Consider the following 17,153-nt stretch of genomic DNA (forward strand, 5'->3'; position numbering starts at 1 on the left):
GAGAGAGTCGCCCCTGTGAGTTGAGTTAATAGGAGTTGTTCGGTATTTCCGAACTACTGAACTTTTTCCGCTATTGGATGAGTTTCAAGTTAATAGGTTGCCAGCCGCAATGTGTGTATACGGATGTAATGAGAGTGATTGCGGTGGCAAATACAGAAAAGGCCGCTTAAGCAGCCTTGAATTTAGGGTATAGATTTATTTCCAGTTGAAGGTGAAAATAAGATTAGTGCCCAAGTATTGTTTTATTACATCACCTAGTTGTTTTGCGTCATCAGAAATATAAGTGAAAGTAGTTCCAGTGCCATCTAAGTTAGGACTAGACCCAAGACAATAAGTTGAGCCATATAACGTCCTGACTTCAAGGTTTTTACTTTCTAAGTTTGGCTGCTTTAGACTACTAGTTACTAATGTTATATCCTTAAAAGTACCGACGGGATCTTCTGACATTTTGAACGCCATAACTTGTTGACCGCCTACGTCTTGAGCTATAGTGCTCTTGACTACCCGTGTAGAACCAAAACCTTCCCCTGTATATGGATTGAAGTAATACCCCCAAGCTCGAGTTCTATTAAAATAAATAGCACTACCTATTGTCATCTCGAGATATAACATATCAGACATAAACACCTCACTTTATTATTCGCTAAAGGTCTTTTCAGCCTACTGCTAACTAGCCAGTTAATATTACTAAGGTCAGGCTTTTATCTCTATTAAATAACCTGTAACAGAATGAATACGCACTAAAATAAGGCAGGGCATTATAAATGCCTGTCTGTTAATCGAGTACGCAATTCAGTGAGGTGTAAATTTGAAGTTTGGTGCTGGTAGCGAGCCTCGTTTCGTGAGGCTAACGGTCAGTGACTTCATTCTGACACCTGATGCAAGATAACATTGCCACGATGACAATATGTTTTGCGCTTTGGAACCTGTCATGCTGACTTACAGGATAAACTGCCCGATAATTCCGGAGGATTGGATGCTATCCGTTACCAGTGAAGGGTGATCTCTTTTTCGCTGAAATTCAGGTTAACACACTGATTTATCTGGCTTACATGGGTATTCTCTAACCTTGATCGAAGTGTTGACCAAACCGGGCAAAATAAATATTAACCTATTGATTTATAGATACTATATATGTTGACCGACCCCGTTAGAACTGCAATCTCAAAATTGGCGACTGCCAAATACGAAAAAGCCCCGCGATAGGGCTGATTAGCTTTCAGAAGAACCAGTTTCATTCTTTTTGCAGTTAGTGAGTAGCTGCATAATTCTGCCGTTATCCAGATTACCAATTGTAATGGTTGCCATACCGTCATGGGGAGAAAAACTTTCACTAAGCTCACCATCATCATATTTAAACATTTGTGCTGACATCAGCTTTCTACCATCCGGTGCGACTGGCGATGCGGTTAATGTCATCTCATGCCCAACATAATCACCTGACTTCATTCCATGAATGATCATAACCCCATTGTTAAAAGTCATTTTGGCTTTCGCTGTTCCTAGCGGGAAATAATATTCGCTTCCCCGGTCAACTGCTATATAATTCAGCAGCCGACCTATTTTGCAGGTATATATTCCGTTATATTTACTATGTCCAGCATCGCATCCTGTTAAAATAAGGGCTACTAATGCCATAAGTATCTTTCTCATTTTATTCCTTATATTCTGGCCAATGACACATAGCATTTTCCAGCATGAAGCCAAAATATTAATTTGTAATTCAGAATAAAAAAACATTCAGTTTTTATAGAATCACTCTTCATTACGATAATTTTCCATCCAGCAAATCGCATAATCCAGCATTTTTTTAGCGGGAACCACCAATGTCGTGGCAGATCCAATTACACCTGTAACCCCATCTAAATGTGAACAGCGATATTGTTCTACAATATCGCCAAAATACCCTTCATAAAATTGCTCACAAACAGGATCTACTGTGTCAAATTCCTCCAGAGTGAACCATGTTATGTGGTTATTTTCCAAAAGGGGAACTTCCATTTTACGCATGCGTTTATTTGGGATATTGGCTAAATGTTCCCCATGATGCAGAAGGCTCATGGTGTCATAAGGTGCGCCAATCATAAGAATTTTGCCCCGGCGGGCTACTAGTTTTGCAAATGGTGAATCATTGCCATATCCATAATTTAATGAATGGTTTTCAATAAAATATTCTGCATCATTTCCAATGGCCACGACTGAAGCACCTGGGTTCTGGCTGCGGAGCGCTCCTTTGGTGGTTCTTACACTTTCTGCAAATACGCCATGATCTCTGCTTGCCCGCGAAGATAGTCGATCATATGGCATAATTTCAGGTTTTAGCCCCAAAGGCACACGCCCTTTCTCATCTAGACTATCTTCGTAATTTTGTTCCCAATTGGTATAACACAATAAAGTTCCGCTCGTTCCAATAGCTGTTAAAATAGCTTGAATAAGATCATCAACCCCATTTAAGCAGTTGCCGACTGAGCGCATCGAAACATGAGCCATCACAACATCGCCATGTTTTATATCCATATTTCGAAGTTGCTCAACAAGCGTTGATTTTGTCCAATATGTATCTTCACCTATCTTGATCATGTTTCTGCCTTACATATTAATAATGTTATTAATCATCATATTAACATCAATTAACTCATCGCCTTTCCAAAAATAATGGAAAAATTTTTATTTCCCACACTATAAACCAACAGAAAAGTTTATATGGAAAATTTTAAAATTGAAGGAGTCAGAGAGTATCTGCATGAATTGGAATTTTGATAAGCGAAGCAGACTCATTTTTATGTATGTCGTTTTGATTTTTCTATCATATTTCGCGTGAAACACAATGAAGAGCGGTTCCATAAGAACAGTCATCATAATTAAGGAATATAATTTGATAAACATCAAAGACAACGAAAATTCACCAAGGAATTAATACATTAATTTGTAATCATAAGTATGATGTTCCCTTTTTAGGGCGATTTTCCCCATAGACATAATCCCTGTTTAAATTTGGTTTATTGCATATTATGCCATTTGGGTCTACTTTATTTATGTGTACTCAAATATCTTACTTTTTAGTACACCCTCATTTGCTTCTTATTTCGCTCTTCCCCTCCCTATCCCTAGGGAGGGATTTTTATTTTCTTCCAGGAAATCAAATAATGATAAAAATAGGAGTTTTCCTATAAAATTCATTACATTGAATATCTCAATCCCCATTCGGACTAAGCAAATTTCTTCTAGCATACCTCTATCATAAATTAAGCATTTATAGTTATCTAATTTTGTTATAAATATCTCTATACATTTCCAACAGAAGTACATTAAATTTCATTCATAACAATTAATATAATAACAATATTTAAAGTTACTTATTTTACAGTCAAGAAAGGAAAAAATAGGAAACTCATCATGAATATAAAAAAAACGTTACTTTTAGCAGGATTAACGGCTTTTAGTTCAATCCCCTTATCCAGTTCAGCTCAACCAACTGCTCTTCACGGTTATATAGATTCTCCCCCAAGTCGGGCTCTTTTATGTTCTAAGCGTATTAATGAAAAATGTGGGCCAATCATGTACGAGCCACAATCGGTTGAAGGCCCCAAAGGTTTCCCACAGGTTGGACCTCCTGATGGAAAAATCGCTAGTGCCGGTGTTGGGCAGTTTAACCAACTGAATGAGCAAAGTGCTGACCGCTGGCATCATGTTACTGTTAATAAAGGTACAAATACTTTTGTATGGACATTAACAGCCCGACATAGTACAACTTCATGGCAATTATTTATTACCAAACCTGATTGGGACCCAAATCAACCCCTCACCCGAGCACAGTTTGATTTAAAACCTTTCTGTGAACGTATTGACGATGGAAAAAAACCAGCTCAAAAAGTGTCGCTGACATGTGAAGTTCCAGAACGGTCAGGATATCACGTTATTCTCGGTGTTTGGACAATTGCAGATACTAATAATGCCTTCTATCAAGTTATTGATGCAGACATCAAATAATATTTTTTAGTTATATTAATACAGTTTATAAAATTAAATTGACAATAAGAATAACAAGTATAATAATTAATATTATAAAGTGCTGATAATTTATCAGCACTTTTTCATAAGCAAATAAATGATAATTTAAATACTATATTTTTCCATTAAATTCTAAATAATAAAAAATATGAAAAAATCGACTATACTTAGAATTGCTAGACCAACGGATAACCTTATTGAAGTTGCAGAGATGTATCGCAAAGGTTTAAATCTTACCGTATTGGGAGATTTTAAAGATCACGAAAACTTTGATGGTATTATGCTGGGGCATCCGAACCACTCCTGGCACCTCGAATTCACTCATCATCAAAATACCCATGTAGGGAAGTCTCCAACAAAAGATAATTTACTCGTTTTTTATATTGAGGATGAACTTGAATGGCAGGAACAAATAAAATCAATGCAAGCAGCAGGATTTATTTTGGTTACTTCCTATAATCCTTATTGGGATAAAAATGGCAAAACATTCGAAGACGTTGATGGTTATCGCGTTGTTTTACAACATAGCGCATCAAAGTTTTAGCTATTATTGTCGTTTATTAGATACGCATTAACCCACTAATTATAGTTCTAACATTTATTTGACTAGGCTATTATTGATGGTTTTTGTAATCTAATTTTTTATTATTTATCTCTAATAGCCTAATTATACATTGTCATATTATTCTCTTACCATCTATATAGATGTAAACAGCATCGGCAAATTTAGATCCATTTATGATAAAAAAGTTTGCCGTTCTGATTCTCTCCTACTGCGTAGATCTGATAGTTCCCGTCCATCTGCACGATCCCATTTTAAAAATTCATCTGCTGCACCTTGGTAATCACCAACATTTAATTTTTTTAATAAAGTTGAGTGAGCAAAATTATTAACACCGAGATTGAAAATAAATGAGCATAAGGCATCAAACTGCCCTTGCGTTAGATGAACCTTAACTAACCGTTGGATGGTGCTATAAACAGGAGCAAGATCTTCACGCAAAAATGTCTCCGCTTGTTGTGCTGTAATAACCTGCCCAGGTTTTACCCCTCTTGTATGGCCATAGCCAATTGTCCACGGCTCAGCGCCAGTGGCAGGATCAGGATATGCTTTTAACCTCAGCCCTTCATAACTTTTCAGTTTAATTATGCCATTTTCACTGATTTCCATTTTTTCTCTCCACAATTAGATTAAAAACCAGATTGAGCTTGTTGAAAAAACAGCCTAAAAGTGAAGTATAGTCAAATAAAAAGCCAGTGAAGCGACTATATTGCCTAAAATGAAGACTCCCCTTCAAAAGAAGTTGTACAAAAATTTATTAATTTTCAAAAACATGAGTTTATTTGCGTAATTTTTTTAAATTTTAAAAAAATTATTCAATAAATATCTTGACTCTTTTTGTTTTGAGCATAAAATCTCCCCCAGAATTTAGGTTTTCGTGAAGTAAATCACAATTTATAACCCCCAAAGGACATCGTCATGAAATCTGTAAAATCTTTCATCTCAAACGTACACTGTGTCGTGATTCGGTTGTCAACAACTCGCTTTATGTAAGTATTAAGCATTGTGTCAGCACAGAGACGAGCCAGCTTAAAAACAAAGCTGGCTTTTTTTTCACCACAAACCTAGTATGCTGATTTTATAGCCACCATTATTATTGAACTTCTATTCCGAAAAACTTGTCTCATATTCAGCATTACTAACATTCCCATACTCATGAAAGATTATTTAAATATTAGGAGAGCTACATGAACCTAATGGCTTTTAGCAATTTTAAGTTAAAGTCAGAATTAAGCATCATTGATATTATCCTTCACCTCATTATTTGGTTTCTGATTACTTTATTGACATTAGGTCTAGGCGCTTTTGTGTTTCCTTACTATATGACTCGTTTAGTTATCAATAAAACACAAGTTATAGATAGAGATAATGGAAAGATTATCGGAAGGTTAAATTGTGAGATAAATTTCGCTCAAATAGTCGGCTATGTAATACTTTGGGCTATTCTCTCTTTCATCACATTTGGCCTGTTATACCTCGTATATATTTATAAAATTATTGCACATTGTATTAATCATACACATGTAGCTTCTGCCCCAACCATGACTGGCAATATAAAATAAATTATAACATAACCAATATGTTATGATTTATAAAGATGCAACCGCCAAGAAAATATTAATTTAATTAATAAAAAACTTGCCGTTATATTGATTTTAACAATAAAAAAACCCGAATTCTTTTTCTAATCGAATTCGGGTAAAATAAAAATTTTATAAAATATATATAGTCAATAAAAATAGGCGTCAAAGAAAAAATAACTAAAACTAATGAATAATAACTTAGAAACGATAACCTACGCCAAAAGCCCAAGTACCCAGCTTTAATTCACCCGATTTGGCATGTGAATATGAAACATCAGCAGCCCAATTCGGAGTAGGATTAAATTGTAGGCCGAGCCCATAAGACAATGATGTTGATTTAAAGCTGCTGTTTTGTTCCTTGTCAGATGAATCAAAATTCACTTTATTGTGAACCGCGCCAAGTAAACCATATGCGCTAATAAAATCATTAAAACGATATGCCGGGCCAGCCATCAAAGAAGTACTGCTCATTTTATATTTTGAGATATGACCTAAATTATCGTCTGTATGTTGATTTTGCGTATAAGCTAATGAGCTGATAACTCCAAAATGGTTGTCAAATTCATAACGGTATTTCAAGTTTAATCCATGTTGCTTGTTATCCATCTTTTGTTTATTAAGATAGATTTTAGCATCGTTATTAAGCGAGCTTTGAGCATATCCTAGAGAAATAGTATGGTTATTGCTGGCATTAACATTAAAAGAAAGTATAGATACCCCAGTTGCAATAGCAGCTGTCAATAATGTTTTTTTCATAGATAAAAATTCTCTGTCATTCATGTTTGATGTATTCATTCTGCCTGTAGCAGTTTTCGCAATATATAAAACCTATATTGGAAATTCAAGTATTGGCAGCAAACCAAACCCATCAAAGGAAATATTTTTTAACTTAAAATTCAATCAATTAAGAAAATCACGTATTTTTTTAAATATCCAAGAGATGTTCGTGCATATTGATGTAAAAAGAAAATAATCAATTAAATCAAGTTATTAAAAAGCATGAAAAACACATATTAGATAATATATTTTTAAGACATATCCTAAAATAAAACAATCGAAAATTTAAGGCATCCAATATCATTAATAAATATTAAAATAATATAAATTCACAAAAGAAATAAATCAATTAACTATTTACTTTTGAGGCATGAACTATTTAAGAAAAAATAAATTCATTATTCCGTTTGTAATTTGTTTTAATTATGTTGCTTTCAAGTATTGAAGTGCGGCTTTGATAACAAAACCGCAACGTTTTCTCTATCCTACATTAATATAATTCATCGTAGCTTATTAACTGTGACCAAAATATTTTTCAACTAATGCGTATAATATAGCTATGGTTTCTATATCTGGTAAGCCATCATAACATGACGGGCGGAAGTGCATTTGGAACGCACGGTTCAGTAACTGAAAATTAGCATCATCTTCTGCATCTAAAACATCATATCCGTAACGTTTAAATTTAGCTAAAATCTCTACGCGATCGGGCAAGCAATGTTCAAATTGCTTGATATATTTTTGCTTAATATCTTCGTCATACCATGCTCCAACGCCTGAATCATATAATTTTTTCCACGGGAATTCAGGGCCTGGATCTGTTTTTCTTTTCCATGCAATATCTGAATGCCCTACCACATGAGTTGGCGTAATATCTGGATAACGTTGTAATATATTAATGGCTAACTCTTTGATGGCATCAACTTGATCAGGGTTATAAGGAGGGAAAGTTAAAACGCCACAATCATCACTGGCTTCATTCACAATTTCGATACCAATAGATGTATCATTTAGCCCTTCTCGCCCAGCCCAACGGCTTACACCTGCATGCCATGCCCTTTCCAGTTCATCGACCAAATTAAATATACGAATTTTATCAAAGCCGGCATCCCGATAAGTCGGATCATCCGGATTTGGGACTAAGTAATGAGCACTAACAAGATTTCCAGTCAGTGCCTTAATGGAAGCTTCAAAATTCAGGGCTGTGTAGTGCATGATCAAAAAACGAGGGCGTCTGTTAAAACTTTGGATTGAGCGATATGAGTTGTAATCAATTTTATACATAATTATTTTCCTTTATTAATTTACGACGTATGAAACTAACGTCAAATCACTGTAAAAACGCTTTCCATATCTTTGTTATGATAAATGAATAATTATATTTAGGCACGCAACAAACTCATTGCATAAGTTTAAACAATAGATAAAAATATTATTTTTTAATAAATTTAAAGTAACCAATTTTTTCTCTTTTCAGACACCACTATGATGTTTTAGATAAAACAACAAGAAAATCATCGCATCGCTGTAAAGCAGCATCAGTTATTATAAAATAATTAAAAATGCTAACGGAAATAATAATAATTTAATTTACAATTTAAACTATTATTATATTTAAAGTTTATTTGTAAATAATTTAAAATCGATATTCGATTCCAAAACTCAAGCCACCAATGTTTAAACTTTCATTTTCCGGCTTAATTTGTGTTTCTTCATAACTGATATGAAAGATAAAATTCTCCCACGGGTTAATTAATGCACCAGTTCCCCATGCCAAAAACATATTTTTATCGGAACAAATATATGTACCAAAACATGCTCTCTTTTCGTTTTCATTTCCACGATTTAACTGCGTTACACTTAATATTCCATATAGGCTGAAATAATGGTTAACCCTATAACTGGGGGCTATCAGTGATGTTTTTAACACACTCCATTCAGGCCTAATTTTGTAACTGTAGCTAACATTATTTCGTTGTTTTTCTGCACGTTGGGTTACATTACTTTTCCCCATTGATGCAGCTTGTTCTTCAGAGTAAAAAGCACGTGCCGGCAACGCTATGCAAGAGAAAAATATGACAATGAGGAGTTTATTCATTGATTATTACCCCCTATAACTGAGATAAGTGCATATAAAATAATCTATTGAACATAATGAATAAGAATCAATGCTTAGCCTAAAAATGGTTTTGAATACCATAATGTTAACTAATGAAAAGAGGTTTTATGATAAATAATTATAGGATCATTTTAAAATTAGGAGAGGAAAAGAAATGGGTAATGTGAACACACTATAAACAGAATTAATATGTTCACAAGAGGAAATAATTCAGCATCTGTTATAATTTTGTAGTTAACTTTTTAACTTACATAATAATCTTCAACTTCCTCCATGATAGTGAGGAAATTTACAATTCAATTTCAATATCTGTCAATGGATGACAACTACAGGGCAAAATTTCGCCTTCATTAACAAATGCCAATGGTTTGCAGGGGTAACCTACTTTTCCTTTTACCAAACGCACACGGCAAGAACCACAATAACCTTGGCGGCATTGGTATTCCACTTGAACTTTATTGTGTTCTAGAGCTTCCAGCAAATTTTTGTGTAAATCTGAAGAATAATAAATGGATAAACCCTGCCGTAACGGCAGGGTAACTTTATAATCAGCCATATCAGAGTTCAAAACCGCTGAGATCTTCAGCATTGACTTCCGAATCAATCTGACCAACCAGGTAAGAACTGACTTCGACTTCCTGTGGAGCCACTTGAACGTTGTCTGAAACCAGCCATGAATTGATCCAAGGGATAGGATTGGAACGAGTTTCAAATGGTAATTTCAAGCCAACCGCCTGCATACGAATATTGGTGATATATTCAACATACTGAGACAGAATATCTTTATTCAGACCAATCATGGAACCATCTTTAAACAGATAGTCAGCCCACTCTTTTTCCTGCTCTGCGGCATCTACAAACAAGTCATAACACGCTTGCTCACACTCTTTGGCTATTTCCGCCATTTCAGGATCGTCCTGACCAGAACGCAGCAGATTCAGCATGTGCTGTGTTCCTGTTAAATGCAAAGCTTCATCGCGGGCGATAAGTTTGATGATTTTGGCATTACCTTCCATCAGTTCACGCTCAGCAAAGGCAAATGAGCAAGCAAAGCTAACGTAGAAACGGATAGCTTCCAGTGCATTAACACTCATCAAGCACAGGTAAAGTTGCTTTTTCAACTCCCGCAGATTTACTGTAAGTGTTTTCCCTGCAACTTCATGTGTCCCTTCACCCAACAGATGATAGTTTTTGGTCATTTCAATCAGATCATCATAGTACGCAGAGATATCCTTGGCGCGCTTTAAAATCTGCTCATTTTCCACAATATCATCAAACACGACGGAAGGATCGTTCACGATATTACGGATAATGTGCGTATAAGAACGCGAGTGGATCGTCTCTGAAAACGACCATGTTTCAACCCAAGTTTCCAATTCAGGAATGGAAATCAATGGCAGGAAAGCCACGTTAGGGCTGCGCCCCTGAATGGAATCCAGCAGCGTTTGATACTTCAGGTTGCTGATGAAAATATGTTTTTCATGATCTGGCAACGCATTGTAGTCAATACGGTCACGTGATACGTCCACTTCTTCCGGACGCCAGAAGAAGGAGAGTTGTTTTTCGATCAACTTCTCAAAAATTGGATATTTTTGCTGATCGAAACGTGCCACGTTCACAGACTGGCCGAAAAACATCGGCTCCTGTAACTGGTCATTTTTTACTTGCGAAAAAGTTGTATAGGACATAGTTTCCTCAAATTAAATCTTACACGCGCCGCCTTCACAATCGGAATCAGCAGATTCAACAACCTCTTCCAGATCATCTTGAACATCTTCTGCACCATCACGAGTGTTGTGGTAATACAATGTCTTCACACCATATTTGTACGCGAGTAGTAAATCTTTCAGCAATTGGTTCATCGGAACTTTGCCGTTAGGGAAACGAGCCGGATCGTAATTGGTATTGGCAGAAATCGATTGATCGATAAACTTCTGCATGATCCCAACCAACTGCAGGTAACCATCGTTATTCGGCATTTGCCACAGCAACTCATAAATACCTTTCAGTGATTCATAATCCGGTACAACTTGACGCAAGATACCGTCTTTTGATGCTTTAATGCTGACATAACCACGTGGTGGCTCAATACCATTTGTTGAGTTAGAAATCTGTGAAGACGTCTCTGAAGGCATCAACGCAGATAATGTAGAGTTACGCAGACCATACTGTTTAATATCACCGCGCAGCGCTTCCCAATCCATGTGTAAAGGTTCATTAGTCAGTGTATCCAGCGTCTTTTTGTATGTATCAATCGGCAGGACACCTTGTGAGTACGTAGTTTCACCAAACCACGGACACGCCCCCTTCTCTTTCGCCAATTCATTAGAGGCTTTCAGCAGGTAATATTGAATGGCCTCAAAAGTTTTATGGGTCAGATTATTGGCGCTGCCATCGGAATAACGTACACCATGTTTCGCCAGATAATAAGCGAAGTTAATTACACCAATACCCAGTGTACGACGGCCCATTGAACCCTGTTTTGCAGCAACAATCGGATAATCCTGGTAGTCCAACAGAGAATCCAGAGCACGAACCGCTAATTCTGCCAAATCTTCCAATTCAGTCAGATCTTTGATTGCGCCTAAATTGAACGCTGACAGTGTACACAACGCAATTTCGCCATTTTCATCGTTAATATTGCTCATTGGCTTCGTTGGCAGTGCAATTTCCAAGCATAGGTTCGATTGACGAACTGGCGCGATAGCTGGATCAAATGGGCTATGAGTATTGCAGTGGTCAACGTTCTGAATGTAAATGCGACCTGTTGAGGCGCGCTCTTGCATCATCAGTGAGAACAGTTCAACCGCTTTAATGCGCTCCTTACGGATACTGCTGTCATTTTCATAGTGTGTATACAGGCGCTCAAACTCATCCTGATCAGCAAAGAATGCGTCATACAATCCCGGCACATCTGATGGGCTGAACAGTGAAATGTCTTCCCCTTTGATCAGGCGCTCGTACATCAGTTTGTTGACTTGTACGCCATAGTCCATATGACGGACACGGTTACCTTCAACACCGCGGTTGTTTTTCAGTACCAGCAGGCTTTCTACTTCCAAATGCCACAGCGGATAGAACAGAGTCGCAGCGCCACCACGGACACCACCTTGAGAACAAGATTTCACCGCGGTCTGGAAATGCTTGTAGAATGGGATACAGCCTGTATGGAAGGCTTCACCGCCGCGAATTGGGCTACCCAATGCACGAATCCGGCCTGCATTTATACCAATACCCGCACGCTGGGAAACATATTTGACAATCGCACTGGATGTCGCATTGATAGAATCCAGGCTGTCACCACATTCGATCAGAACACATGAGCTGAACTGACGCGTTGGTGTACGAACCCCTGCCATAATTGGCGTCGGCAGTGAAATTTTAAATGTGGATACTGCATCATAGAAACGACGGACATAATCAAGGCGCGTTTCTTTTGGATAAGTAGAAAACAGGCACGCAGCAACCAGAATGTAGAGAAATTGTGCACTTTCGTAAATTTCACCAGTAACACGGTTTTGTACCAGATATTTCCCTTCCAGCTGCTTAACCGCCGCATAGGAGAAATCCATATCACGCAAGTGATTGATAAAACCGTTCATTTGCTCGAATTCTTCTTTAGAATAATCTTCCAGCAAATGTTTGTCGTATTTTCCCAACTCAACCATACGAGTAACATGATCATACAGCGCCGGCGGCTCAAATTGACCATAAGCTTTCTTACGCAGGTTAAAGATAGCCAGACGTGCCGCCAGATATTGATAGTCCGGTGCATCGCCGGAGATCAAATCAGCCGCAGCTTTGATCATCGTTTCATGGATATCTGATGTTTTGATACCATCGTAAAATTGGATCTGGGAACGCAGCTCTACTTGTGACACTGAGACATTTTTCAGACCTTCCGCAGCCCAGGTAACAACCCTGTGAATTTTATCAAGATCAATTTTTTCTTTATGTCCATCACGTTTGGTAACTAGCAGACTCTGGTTCATGGGAAAATACACCTTCTCTTTTTGCGTGCCTCCCTAATGCCCGGTTTTCTTGATCTATTGACAGCACGATGCCCCCAGAATGGCTAAGAGCCAAATCGGAGCCTTATAACGATTTGCTTATCTCGAACGTTGCTTAATCTATCGAACGCTCATGTCGCTACTACTTGTTTCGCTTTTCGCTTCGTTACTGTTCGTTACTATAGAATGACAAGAAACACAACATATAGGGGGTGATTTAAACGGTAATAACAAGATAATGTTAAACTCGCGTTTTTTCAAGTGCACAAAATCGAGAAGTTTTGTGGATAACTTGAGGATTAATTTTGCCAAAAAGCCGATAACCTGCGTAGTTACTTGATGTTACTTTCATAAAGCTATCGGCAAAACAGGAAAAATAAAATCTTAAAATAATGTCTGGTTGTTGTTTTATTAATCCCTTAATCGTCACTTTTAACCGATTGAGTATAGAGCATATAGTTCACATCCACATTGCGCCCAAGCCGAAATTTATCGGTCAGCAGGTTGTAATGTAAACCAATAATATGTTTATCTTTTAAGGGAGTTTTATCAATCCAGCTAATCAGCTCTGAAGGGCGAATAAATTTTTTCGCATCATGTGTGCCTTTCGGGACCATGTTAAAAATATACTCGGCGCCAATAACGGCCATTAACCAAGCTTTTCGATTACGGTTAATCGTTGAAAAGAAAACATGTCCGCCCGGTTTTACCAATTTTGCACACGCTTGAACCACAGATTCAGGATCCGGCACATGTTCAAGCATTTCCATACATGTCACGACATCATAAGCATGTTGGTGCTGTTCAGCATGATTTTCTACTGTTTCCTGGACATAAGAAATGGAAATACCGGATTCCAGAGCGTGCAGGCGGGCGACTTGCAGAGGTTCAGACCCCATATCCAGCCCTGTCACCTCAGCACCTTCACGCGCCATGCTTTCTGACAGAATGCCGCCGCCACATCCCACATCCAGCACTTTTTTTCCAAAAAGACCATCAGCATGTTGCAGGATATAATTTAAACGCAACGGATTAATACGGTGCAGAGGTTTGAATTCACCGTCGAGATCCCACCAACGGGAAGCAACGGCTTCAAATTTCTCAATTTCCTGTTGATCCACGTTGGCATGGGACAGAGTATGTTGTTCGGGAGTTTTGGCGTTCATCGGCAATATCGCTCCTAGAAACTGTTTCACAGAAAACTGATGCACTGAAAATTGGTGCACAGAAAACTGTTCACAGAAAACGTAACAGTATTATGGGGATGTGTGATAGAAAACTATTATACATGCCTTAATCATGAAATACCCGCATCAGGTTTTTATAAAACTGTCAATTTGTGGTATAATTCTAAGCCTTTGAATTCGGAGTATGAGGGACAGTGGCTCCATGAGCGACATTGCCAGAGAAATCACACCGGTCAATATCGAAGAAGAGCTGAAAAGCTCGTATCTGGATTATGCGATGTCCGTTATTGTTGGACGCGCACTGCCAGATGTTCGGGATGGACTGAAGCCAGTACACCGCCGCGTACTTTTTGCGATGAATGTATTGGGAAATGATTGGAATAAACCCTATAAAAAATCTGCCCGCGTTGTTGGGGATGTTATCGGTAAATACCATCCGCACGGTGACAGCGCTGTTTATGACACGATTGTTCGTCTGGCACAGCCATTTTCCATGCGTTACATGCTGGTTGACGGTCAGGGGAACTTTGGGTCAGTAGATGGCGATTCTGCGGCTGCAATGCGTTACACCGAAGTACGCATGTCGAAAATTGCCCATGAATTGCTGGCAGACTTAGAAAAAGAAACTGTTGACTTTGTGCCCAACTATGATGGCACAGAGCAAATCCCCGAGGTTATGCCAACCCGTATTCCCAATCTGCTGGTGAATGGTTCATCAGGGATTGCGGTGGGTATGGCAACCAACATTCCTCCCCACAATTTATCTGAGGTGATTGACGGCTGTCTGGCTTATATTGATGATGAAAACATCAGTATTGAAGGCTTGATGGAATATATCCCTGGCCCTGATTTTCCTACGGCTGCCATCATTAATGGACGTCGTGGCATTCAGGAAGCCTATCGTACTGGCCGCGGTAAAATTTATATTCGCGCCCGCGCAGAAATTGAAACTGACGAAAAAAATGGTCGCGAAACCATTATCGTCAATGAGATTCCCTATCAGGTCAACAAGGCCAGATTGATCGAAAAAATCGCTGAGTTGGTCAAAGACAAGCGTATTGAGGGCATCAGCGCTCTGCGGGATGAATCTGACAAAGACGGAATGCGCATTGTTATCGAAGTCAAACGCGATGCTGTCGGTGAAGTTGTCCTCAATAATCTATATTCACTGACCCAGCTACAGGTTTCATTCGGTATCAATATGGTTGCCCTGCATCAGGGACAACCAAAGTTGCTAAACCTGAAAGATATTCTTTCTGCGTTTGTTTGCCATCGCCGCGAAGTCGTTACACGTCGGACAATCTTTGAACTGCGTAAAGCTCGCGAACGTGCTCATATCCTTGAAGCCTTGGCCGTTGCGCTGGCAAATATCGATCCGGTCATCGAGTTGATTCGCCGAGCTTCCACTCCTGCTGAAGCCAAAGCTGGCCTGATTTCCCAACCGTGGGAACTGGGCAATGTTGCAGCCATGCTGGAACAAGCGGGTGACAACGCTGCGCGCCCTGAATGGCTGGAACCAGAATATGGTATCCGTGATGGCAAATATTACCTGACGGAACAGCAGGCACAGGCTATTTTGGATTTGCGTCTGCAAAAACTGACAGGTCTGGAGCATGAAAAGCTGCTCGACGAATATCGTGAGCTGCTGAAAGTCATTGCTGAGTTGCTATTCATTCTGGAAAGCCCAGAGCGTTTGATGGAAGTCATTCGTGAAGAATTGCAGGCCATTAAAGAACAATACAATGACGCACGCCGGACTGAACTGACTGAAAATTCCGCAGATATCAATATTGAAGATCTGATCACTCAAGAAGACGTCGTGGTGACTCTATCCCATCAGGGATATGTCAAATACCAGCCACTGTCCGACTACGAAGCCCAGCGTCGTGGCGGCAAAGGCAAATCAGCCGCGCGCACCAAAGAAGAAGATTTCATTGAGCGCCTGTTGGTAGCCAATACCCACGATACCATCCTCTGCTTCTCGAATAAGGGCAAGATGTACTGGATGAAGGTCTATCAATTGCCGGAGGCAAGTCGTGGTGCCCGTGGCCGTCCAATTGTCAATCTGTTGCCATTGGATCAAAACGAGCGTATTACAGCCATTCTGCCTGTACGTGAATATGAAGAAGGGTTGAACATCTTCATGGCAACGGCAAGTGGTGTCGTCAAGAAAACCAAGCTCAGCGAGTTCAGTCGTCCGCGTAGTGCCGGTATCATCGCAGTCAACTTGAATGATGGGGATGAACTGATCGGTGTTGACCTGACGGATGGCAGCAATGAAGTTATGCTGTTCTCAGCTCAGGGTAAAGTTGTCCGCTTCCTTGAAGAAGAGGAAGAGACGCTGGAAGATGGTACTGTTCGTGTGAAAGGTGTTCGCGCGATGGGACGTACCGCTACCGGTGTCCGTGGTATCAAACTCAGCGAAGGCGACAAAGTCGTTTCTCTTATCATTCCTCGTGGCGAAGGAGAAATTCTGACCGTCACCGAAAATGGTTATGGTAAACGTACGGCCGAGAATGAATACCCAAGAAAATCGCGTGCAACCCAAGGTGTTATTTCCATTAAAGTCAGCGAGCGTAACGGTCACGTTATCGGTGCAATACAAGTGGATACAACCGATCAGATCATGATGATTACTGATGCAGGCACTTTGGTCAGAACCCGTGTTTCTGAGGTCAGTGTTGTTGGTCGTAATACGCAGGGCGTTACCCTTATCCGAACCGCAGATGACGAAAAAGTCGTTGGCTTGCAACGTGTAGCTGAACCTGAAGATGAAGAAGATGAGGATACAGCTGCTGTTTCTGGCGGTGAAGAACATGACGGTGAAGGACATAGCGAATCCGAAGACCAAGCGTAATTATTACACCTTAGTCTAATTCTGCTGTTGTATAGTCATCAAAAAGC

Annotated in this window: 15 protein-coding genes; 4 read left to right on the forward strand and 11 right to left on the reverse strand. The window is 39.1% G+C overall.

Features of this window, described 5'->3' with window-relative positions; all coding sequences use genetic code 11:
* Positions 1-195: 195 nt before the first annotated feature.
* The 3 genes from FE392_RS07780 to aac(3) all read right to left on the reverse strand — a co-directional run bounded on the left by FE392_RS07780 (position 196) and on the right by aac(3) (position 2,580).
* Positions 196-621 (reverse strand): DUF7823 domain-containing protein, encoded by a 426-nt coding sequence (locus FE392_RS07780; protein WP_319929664.1) that lies wholly within the window; start codon positions 619-621, stop codon positions 196-198.
* A gap of 591 nt (positions 622-1,212) precedes the next feature.
* A complete protein-coding gene (locus FE392_RS07785; protein ID WP_319929665.1) occupies positions 1,213-1,638 on the reverse strand; it encodes a hypothetical protein in 426 nt (141 codons plus the stop codon).
* 117 nt (positions 1,639-1,755) lie between these two features.
* Positions 1,756-2,580 carry an aminoglycoside 3-N-acetyltransferase gene (aac(3), locus tag FE392_RS07790; RefSeq protein WP_319929666.1) on the reverse strand — a complete coding sequence of 275 codons (825 nt, stop codon included), beginning with the start codon at positions 2,578-2,580 and terminating at the stop codon, positions 1,756-1,758.
* A gap of 816 nt (positions 2,581-3,396) precedes the next feature.
* On the opposite strand from aac(3), the gene FE392_RS07795 reads away from it, so the two are divergent.
* On the forward strand, positions 3,397-3,990 hold the full coding sequence (locus tag FE392_RS07795; protein WP_319929667.1) for a lytic polysaccharide monooxygenase: 594 nt from the start codon (positions 3,397-3,399) through the stop codon (positions 3,988-3,990).
* Positions 3,991-4,159: 169 nt separating this feature from the next.
* Positions 4,160-4,555, forward strand: a complete 396-nt coding sequence (locus tag FE392_RS07800; protein ID WP_319929668.1) for a VOC family protein — start codon at positions 4,160-4,162, stop codon at positions 4,553-4,555.
* A 192-nt stretch (positions 4,556-4,747) separates the two neighbouring features.
* Here the strand turns inward: FE392_RS07800 and FE392_RS07805 are convergent, their stop codons facing one another.
* Positions 4,748-5,182: a lysozyme gene (locus tag FE392_RS07805; protein WP_319929669.1), complete on the reverse strand. Its 435-nt coding sequence runs from the start codon at positions 5,180-5,182 to the stop codon at positions 4,748-4,750.
* Between the two features lie 578 nt (positions 5,183-5,760).
* On the opposite strand from FE392_RS07805, the gene FE392_RS07810 reads away from it, so the two are divergent.
* Positions 5,761-6,135: a DUF6693 family protein gene (locus FE392_RS07810; protein ID WP_319929670.1), complete on the forward strand. Its 375-nt coding sequence runs from the start codon at positions 5,761-5,763 to the stop codon at positions 6,133-6,135.
* Positions 6,136-6,354: 219 nt separating this feature from the next.
* On the opposite strand, the gene FE392_RS07815 is transcribed toward FE392_RS07810, so the two are convergent.
* The 7 genes from FE392_RS07815 to ubiG all read right to left on the reverse strand — a co-directional run bounded on the left by FE392_RS07815 (position 6,355) and on the right by ubiG (position 14,228).
* Entirely contained in the window at positions 6,355-6,936 is a 582-nt protein-coding gene (locus tag FE392_RS07815) for an Ail/Lom family outer membrane beta-barrel protein (RefSeq protein WP_319929671.1), read from the reverse strand.
* 510 nt (positions 6,937-7,446) lie between these two features.
* Positions 7,447-8,217 (reverse strand): N-acetylmuramoyl-L-alanine amidase, encoded by a 771-nt coding sequence (locus FE392_RS07820; RefSeq protein ID WP_319929672.1) that lies wholly within the window; start codon positions 8,215-8,217, stop codon positions 7,447-7,449.
* Between the two features lie 352 nt (positions 8,218-8,569).
* Positions 8,570-9,031, reverse strand: coding sequence for a porin family protein (locus tag FE392_RS07825; RefSeq protein ID WP_319929673.1), 462 nt, complete (start codon positions 9,029-9,031; stop codon positions 8,570-8,572).
* A 310-nt stretch (positions 9,032-9,341) separates the two neighbouring features.
* Entirely contained in the window at positions 9,342-9,608 is a 267-nt protein-coding gene (gene yfaE, locus FE392_RS07830) for a class I ribonucleotide reductase maintenance protein YfaE (protein ID WP_319929674.1), read from the reverse strand.
* Position 9,609: 1 nt separating this feature from the next.
* On the reverse strand, positions 9,610-10,740 hold the full coding sequence (gene nrdB / locus FE392_RS07835; protein ID WP_319929675.1) for a class Ia ribonucleoside-diphosphate reductase subunit beta: 1,131 nt from the start codon (positions 10,738-10,740) through the stop codon (positions 9,610-9,612).
* A 12-nt stretch (positions 10,741-10,752) separates the two neighbouring features.
* Positions 10,753-13,044, reverse strand: a complete 2,292-nt coding sequence (gene nrdA, locus FE392_RS07840) for a class 1a ribonucleoside-diphosphate reductase subunit alpha (protein WP_319929676.1) — start codon at positions 13,042-13,044, stop codon at positions 10,753-10,755.
* A 437-nt stretch (positions 13,045-13,481) separates the two neighbouring features.
* Positions 13,482-14,228, reverse strand: a complete 747-nt coding sequence (gene ubiG / locus FE392_RS07845; RefSeq protein ID WP_319929677.1) for a bifunctional 2-polyprenyl-6-hydroxyphenol methylase/3-demethylubiquinol 3-O-methyltransferase UbiG — start codon at positions 14,226-14,228, stop codon at positions 13,482-13,484.
* A 223-nt stretch (positions 14,229-14,451) separates the two neighbouring features.
* On the opposite strand from ubiG, the gene gyrA reads away from it, so the two are divergent.
* Positions 14,452-17,106, forward strand: a complete 2,655-nt coding sequence (gyrA, locus tag FE392_RS07850; RefSeq protein WP_319929678.1) for a DNA topoisomerase (ATP-hydrolyzing) subunit A — start codon at positions 14,452-14,454, stop codon at positions 17,104-17,106.
* The last annotated feature ends 47 nt before the right edge of the window (positions 17,107-17,153 follow it).

This window comes from Xenorhabdus santafensis (assembly GCF_033949405.1).
GTDB lineage: Bacteria > Pseudomonadota > Gammaproteobacteria > Enterobacterales > Enterobacteriaceae > Xenorhabdus > Xenorhabdus santafensis.

Bases quoted from the DNA above. Each gene is read 5' to 3' on its own strand.
- FE392_RS07780 (WP_319929664.1), bottom strand. From the start codon at position 621: ATGTCTGATATGTTATATCTCGAGATGACAATAGGTAGTGCTATTTAT.
- FE392_RS07785 (WP_319929665.1), bottom strand. From the start codon at position 1,638: ATGGCATTAGTAGCCCTTATTTTAACAGGATGCGATGCTGGACATAGT.
- FE392_RS07795 (WP_319929667.1), top strand. From the start codon at position 3,397: ATGAATATAAAAAAAACGTTACTTTTAGCAGGATTAACGGCTTTTAGT.
- FE392_RS07800 (WP_319929668.1), top strand. From the start codon at position 4,160: ATGAAAAAATCGACTATACTTAGAATTGCTAGACCAACGGATAACCTT.
- FE392_RS07805 (WP_319929669.1), bottom strand. From the start codon at position 5,182: ATGGAAATCAGTGAAAATGGCATAATTAAACTGAAAAGTTATGAAGGG.
- FE392_RS07810 (WP_319929670.1), top strand. From the start codon at position 5,761: ATGAACCTAATGGCTTTTAGCAATTTTAAGTTAAAGTCAGAATTAAGC.
- FE392_RS07815 (WP_319929671.1), bottom strand. From the start codon at position 6,936: ATGAATGACAGAGAATTTTTATCTATGAAAAAAACATTATTGACAGCT.
- FE392_RS07820 (WP_319929672.1), bottom strand. From the start codon at position 8,217: ATGTATAAAATTGATTACAACTCATATCGCTCAATCCAAAGTTTTAAC.
- FE392_RS07825 (WP_319929673.1), bottom strand. From the start codon at position 9,031: ATGAATAAACTCCTCATTGTCATATTTTTCTCTTGCATAGCGTTGCCG.
- yfaE (WP_319929674.1), bottom strand. From the start codon at position 9,608: ATGGCTGATTATAAAGTTACCCTGCCGTTACGGCAGGGTTTATCCATT.
- nrdB (WP_319929675.1), bottom strand. From the start codon at position 10,740: ATGTCCTATACAACTTTTTCGCAAGTAAAAAATGACCAGTTACAGGAG.
- nrdA (WP_319929676.1), bottom strand. From the start codon at position 13,044: ATGAACCAGAGTCTGCTAGTTACCAAACGTGATGGACATAAAGAAAAA.
- ubiG (WP_319929677.1), bottom strand. From the start codon at position 14,228: ATGAACGCCAAAACTCCCGAACAACATACTCTGTCCCATGCCAACGTG.
- gyrA (WP_319929678.1), top strand. From the start codon at position 14,452: ATGAGCGACATTGCCAGAGAAATCACACCGGTCAATATCGAAGAAGAG.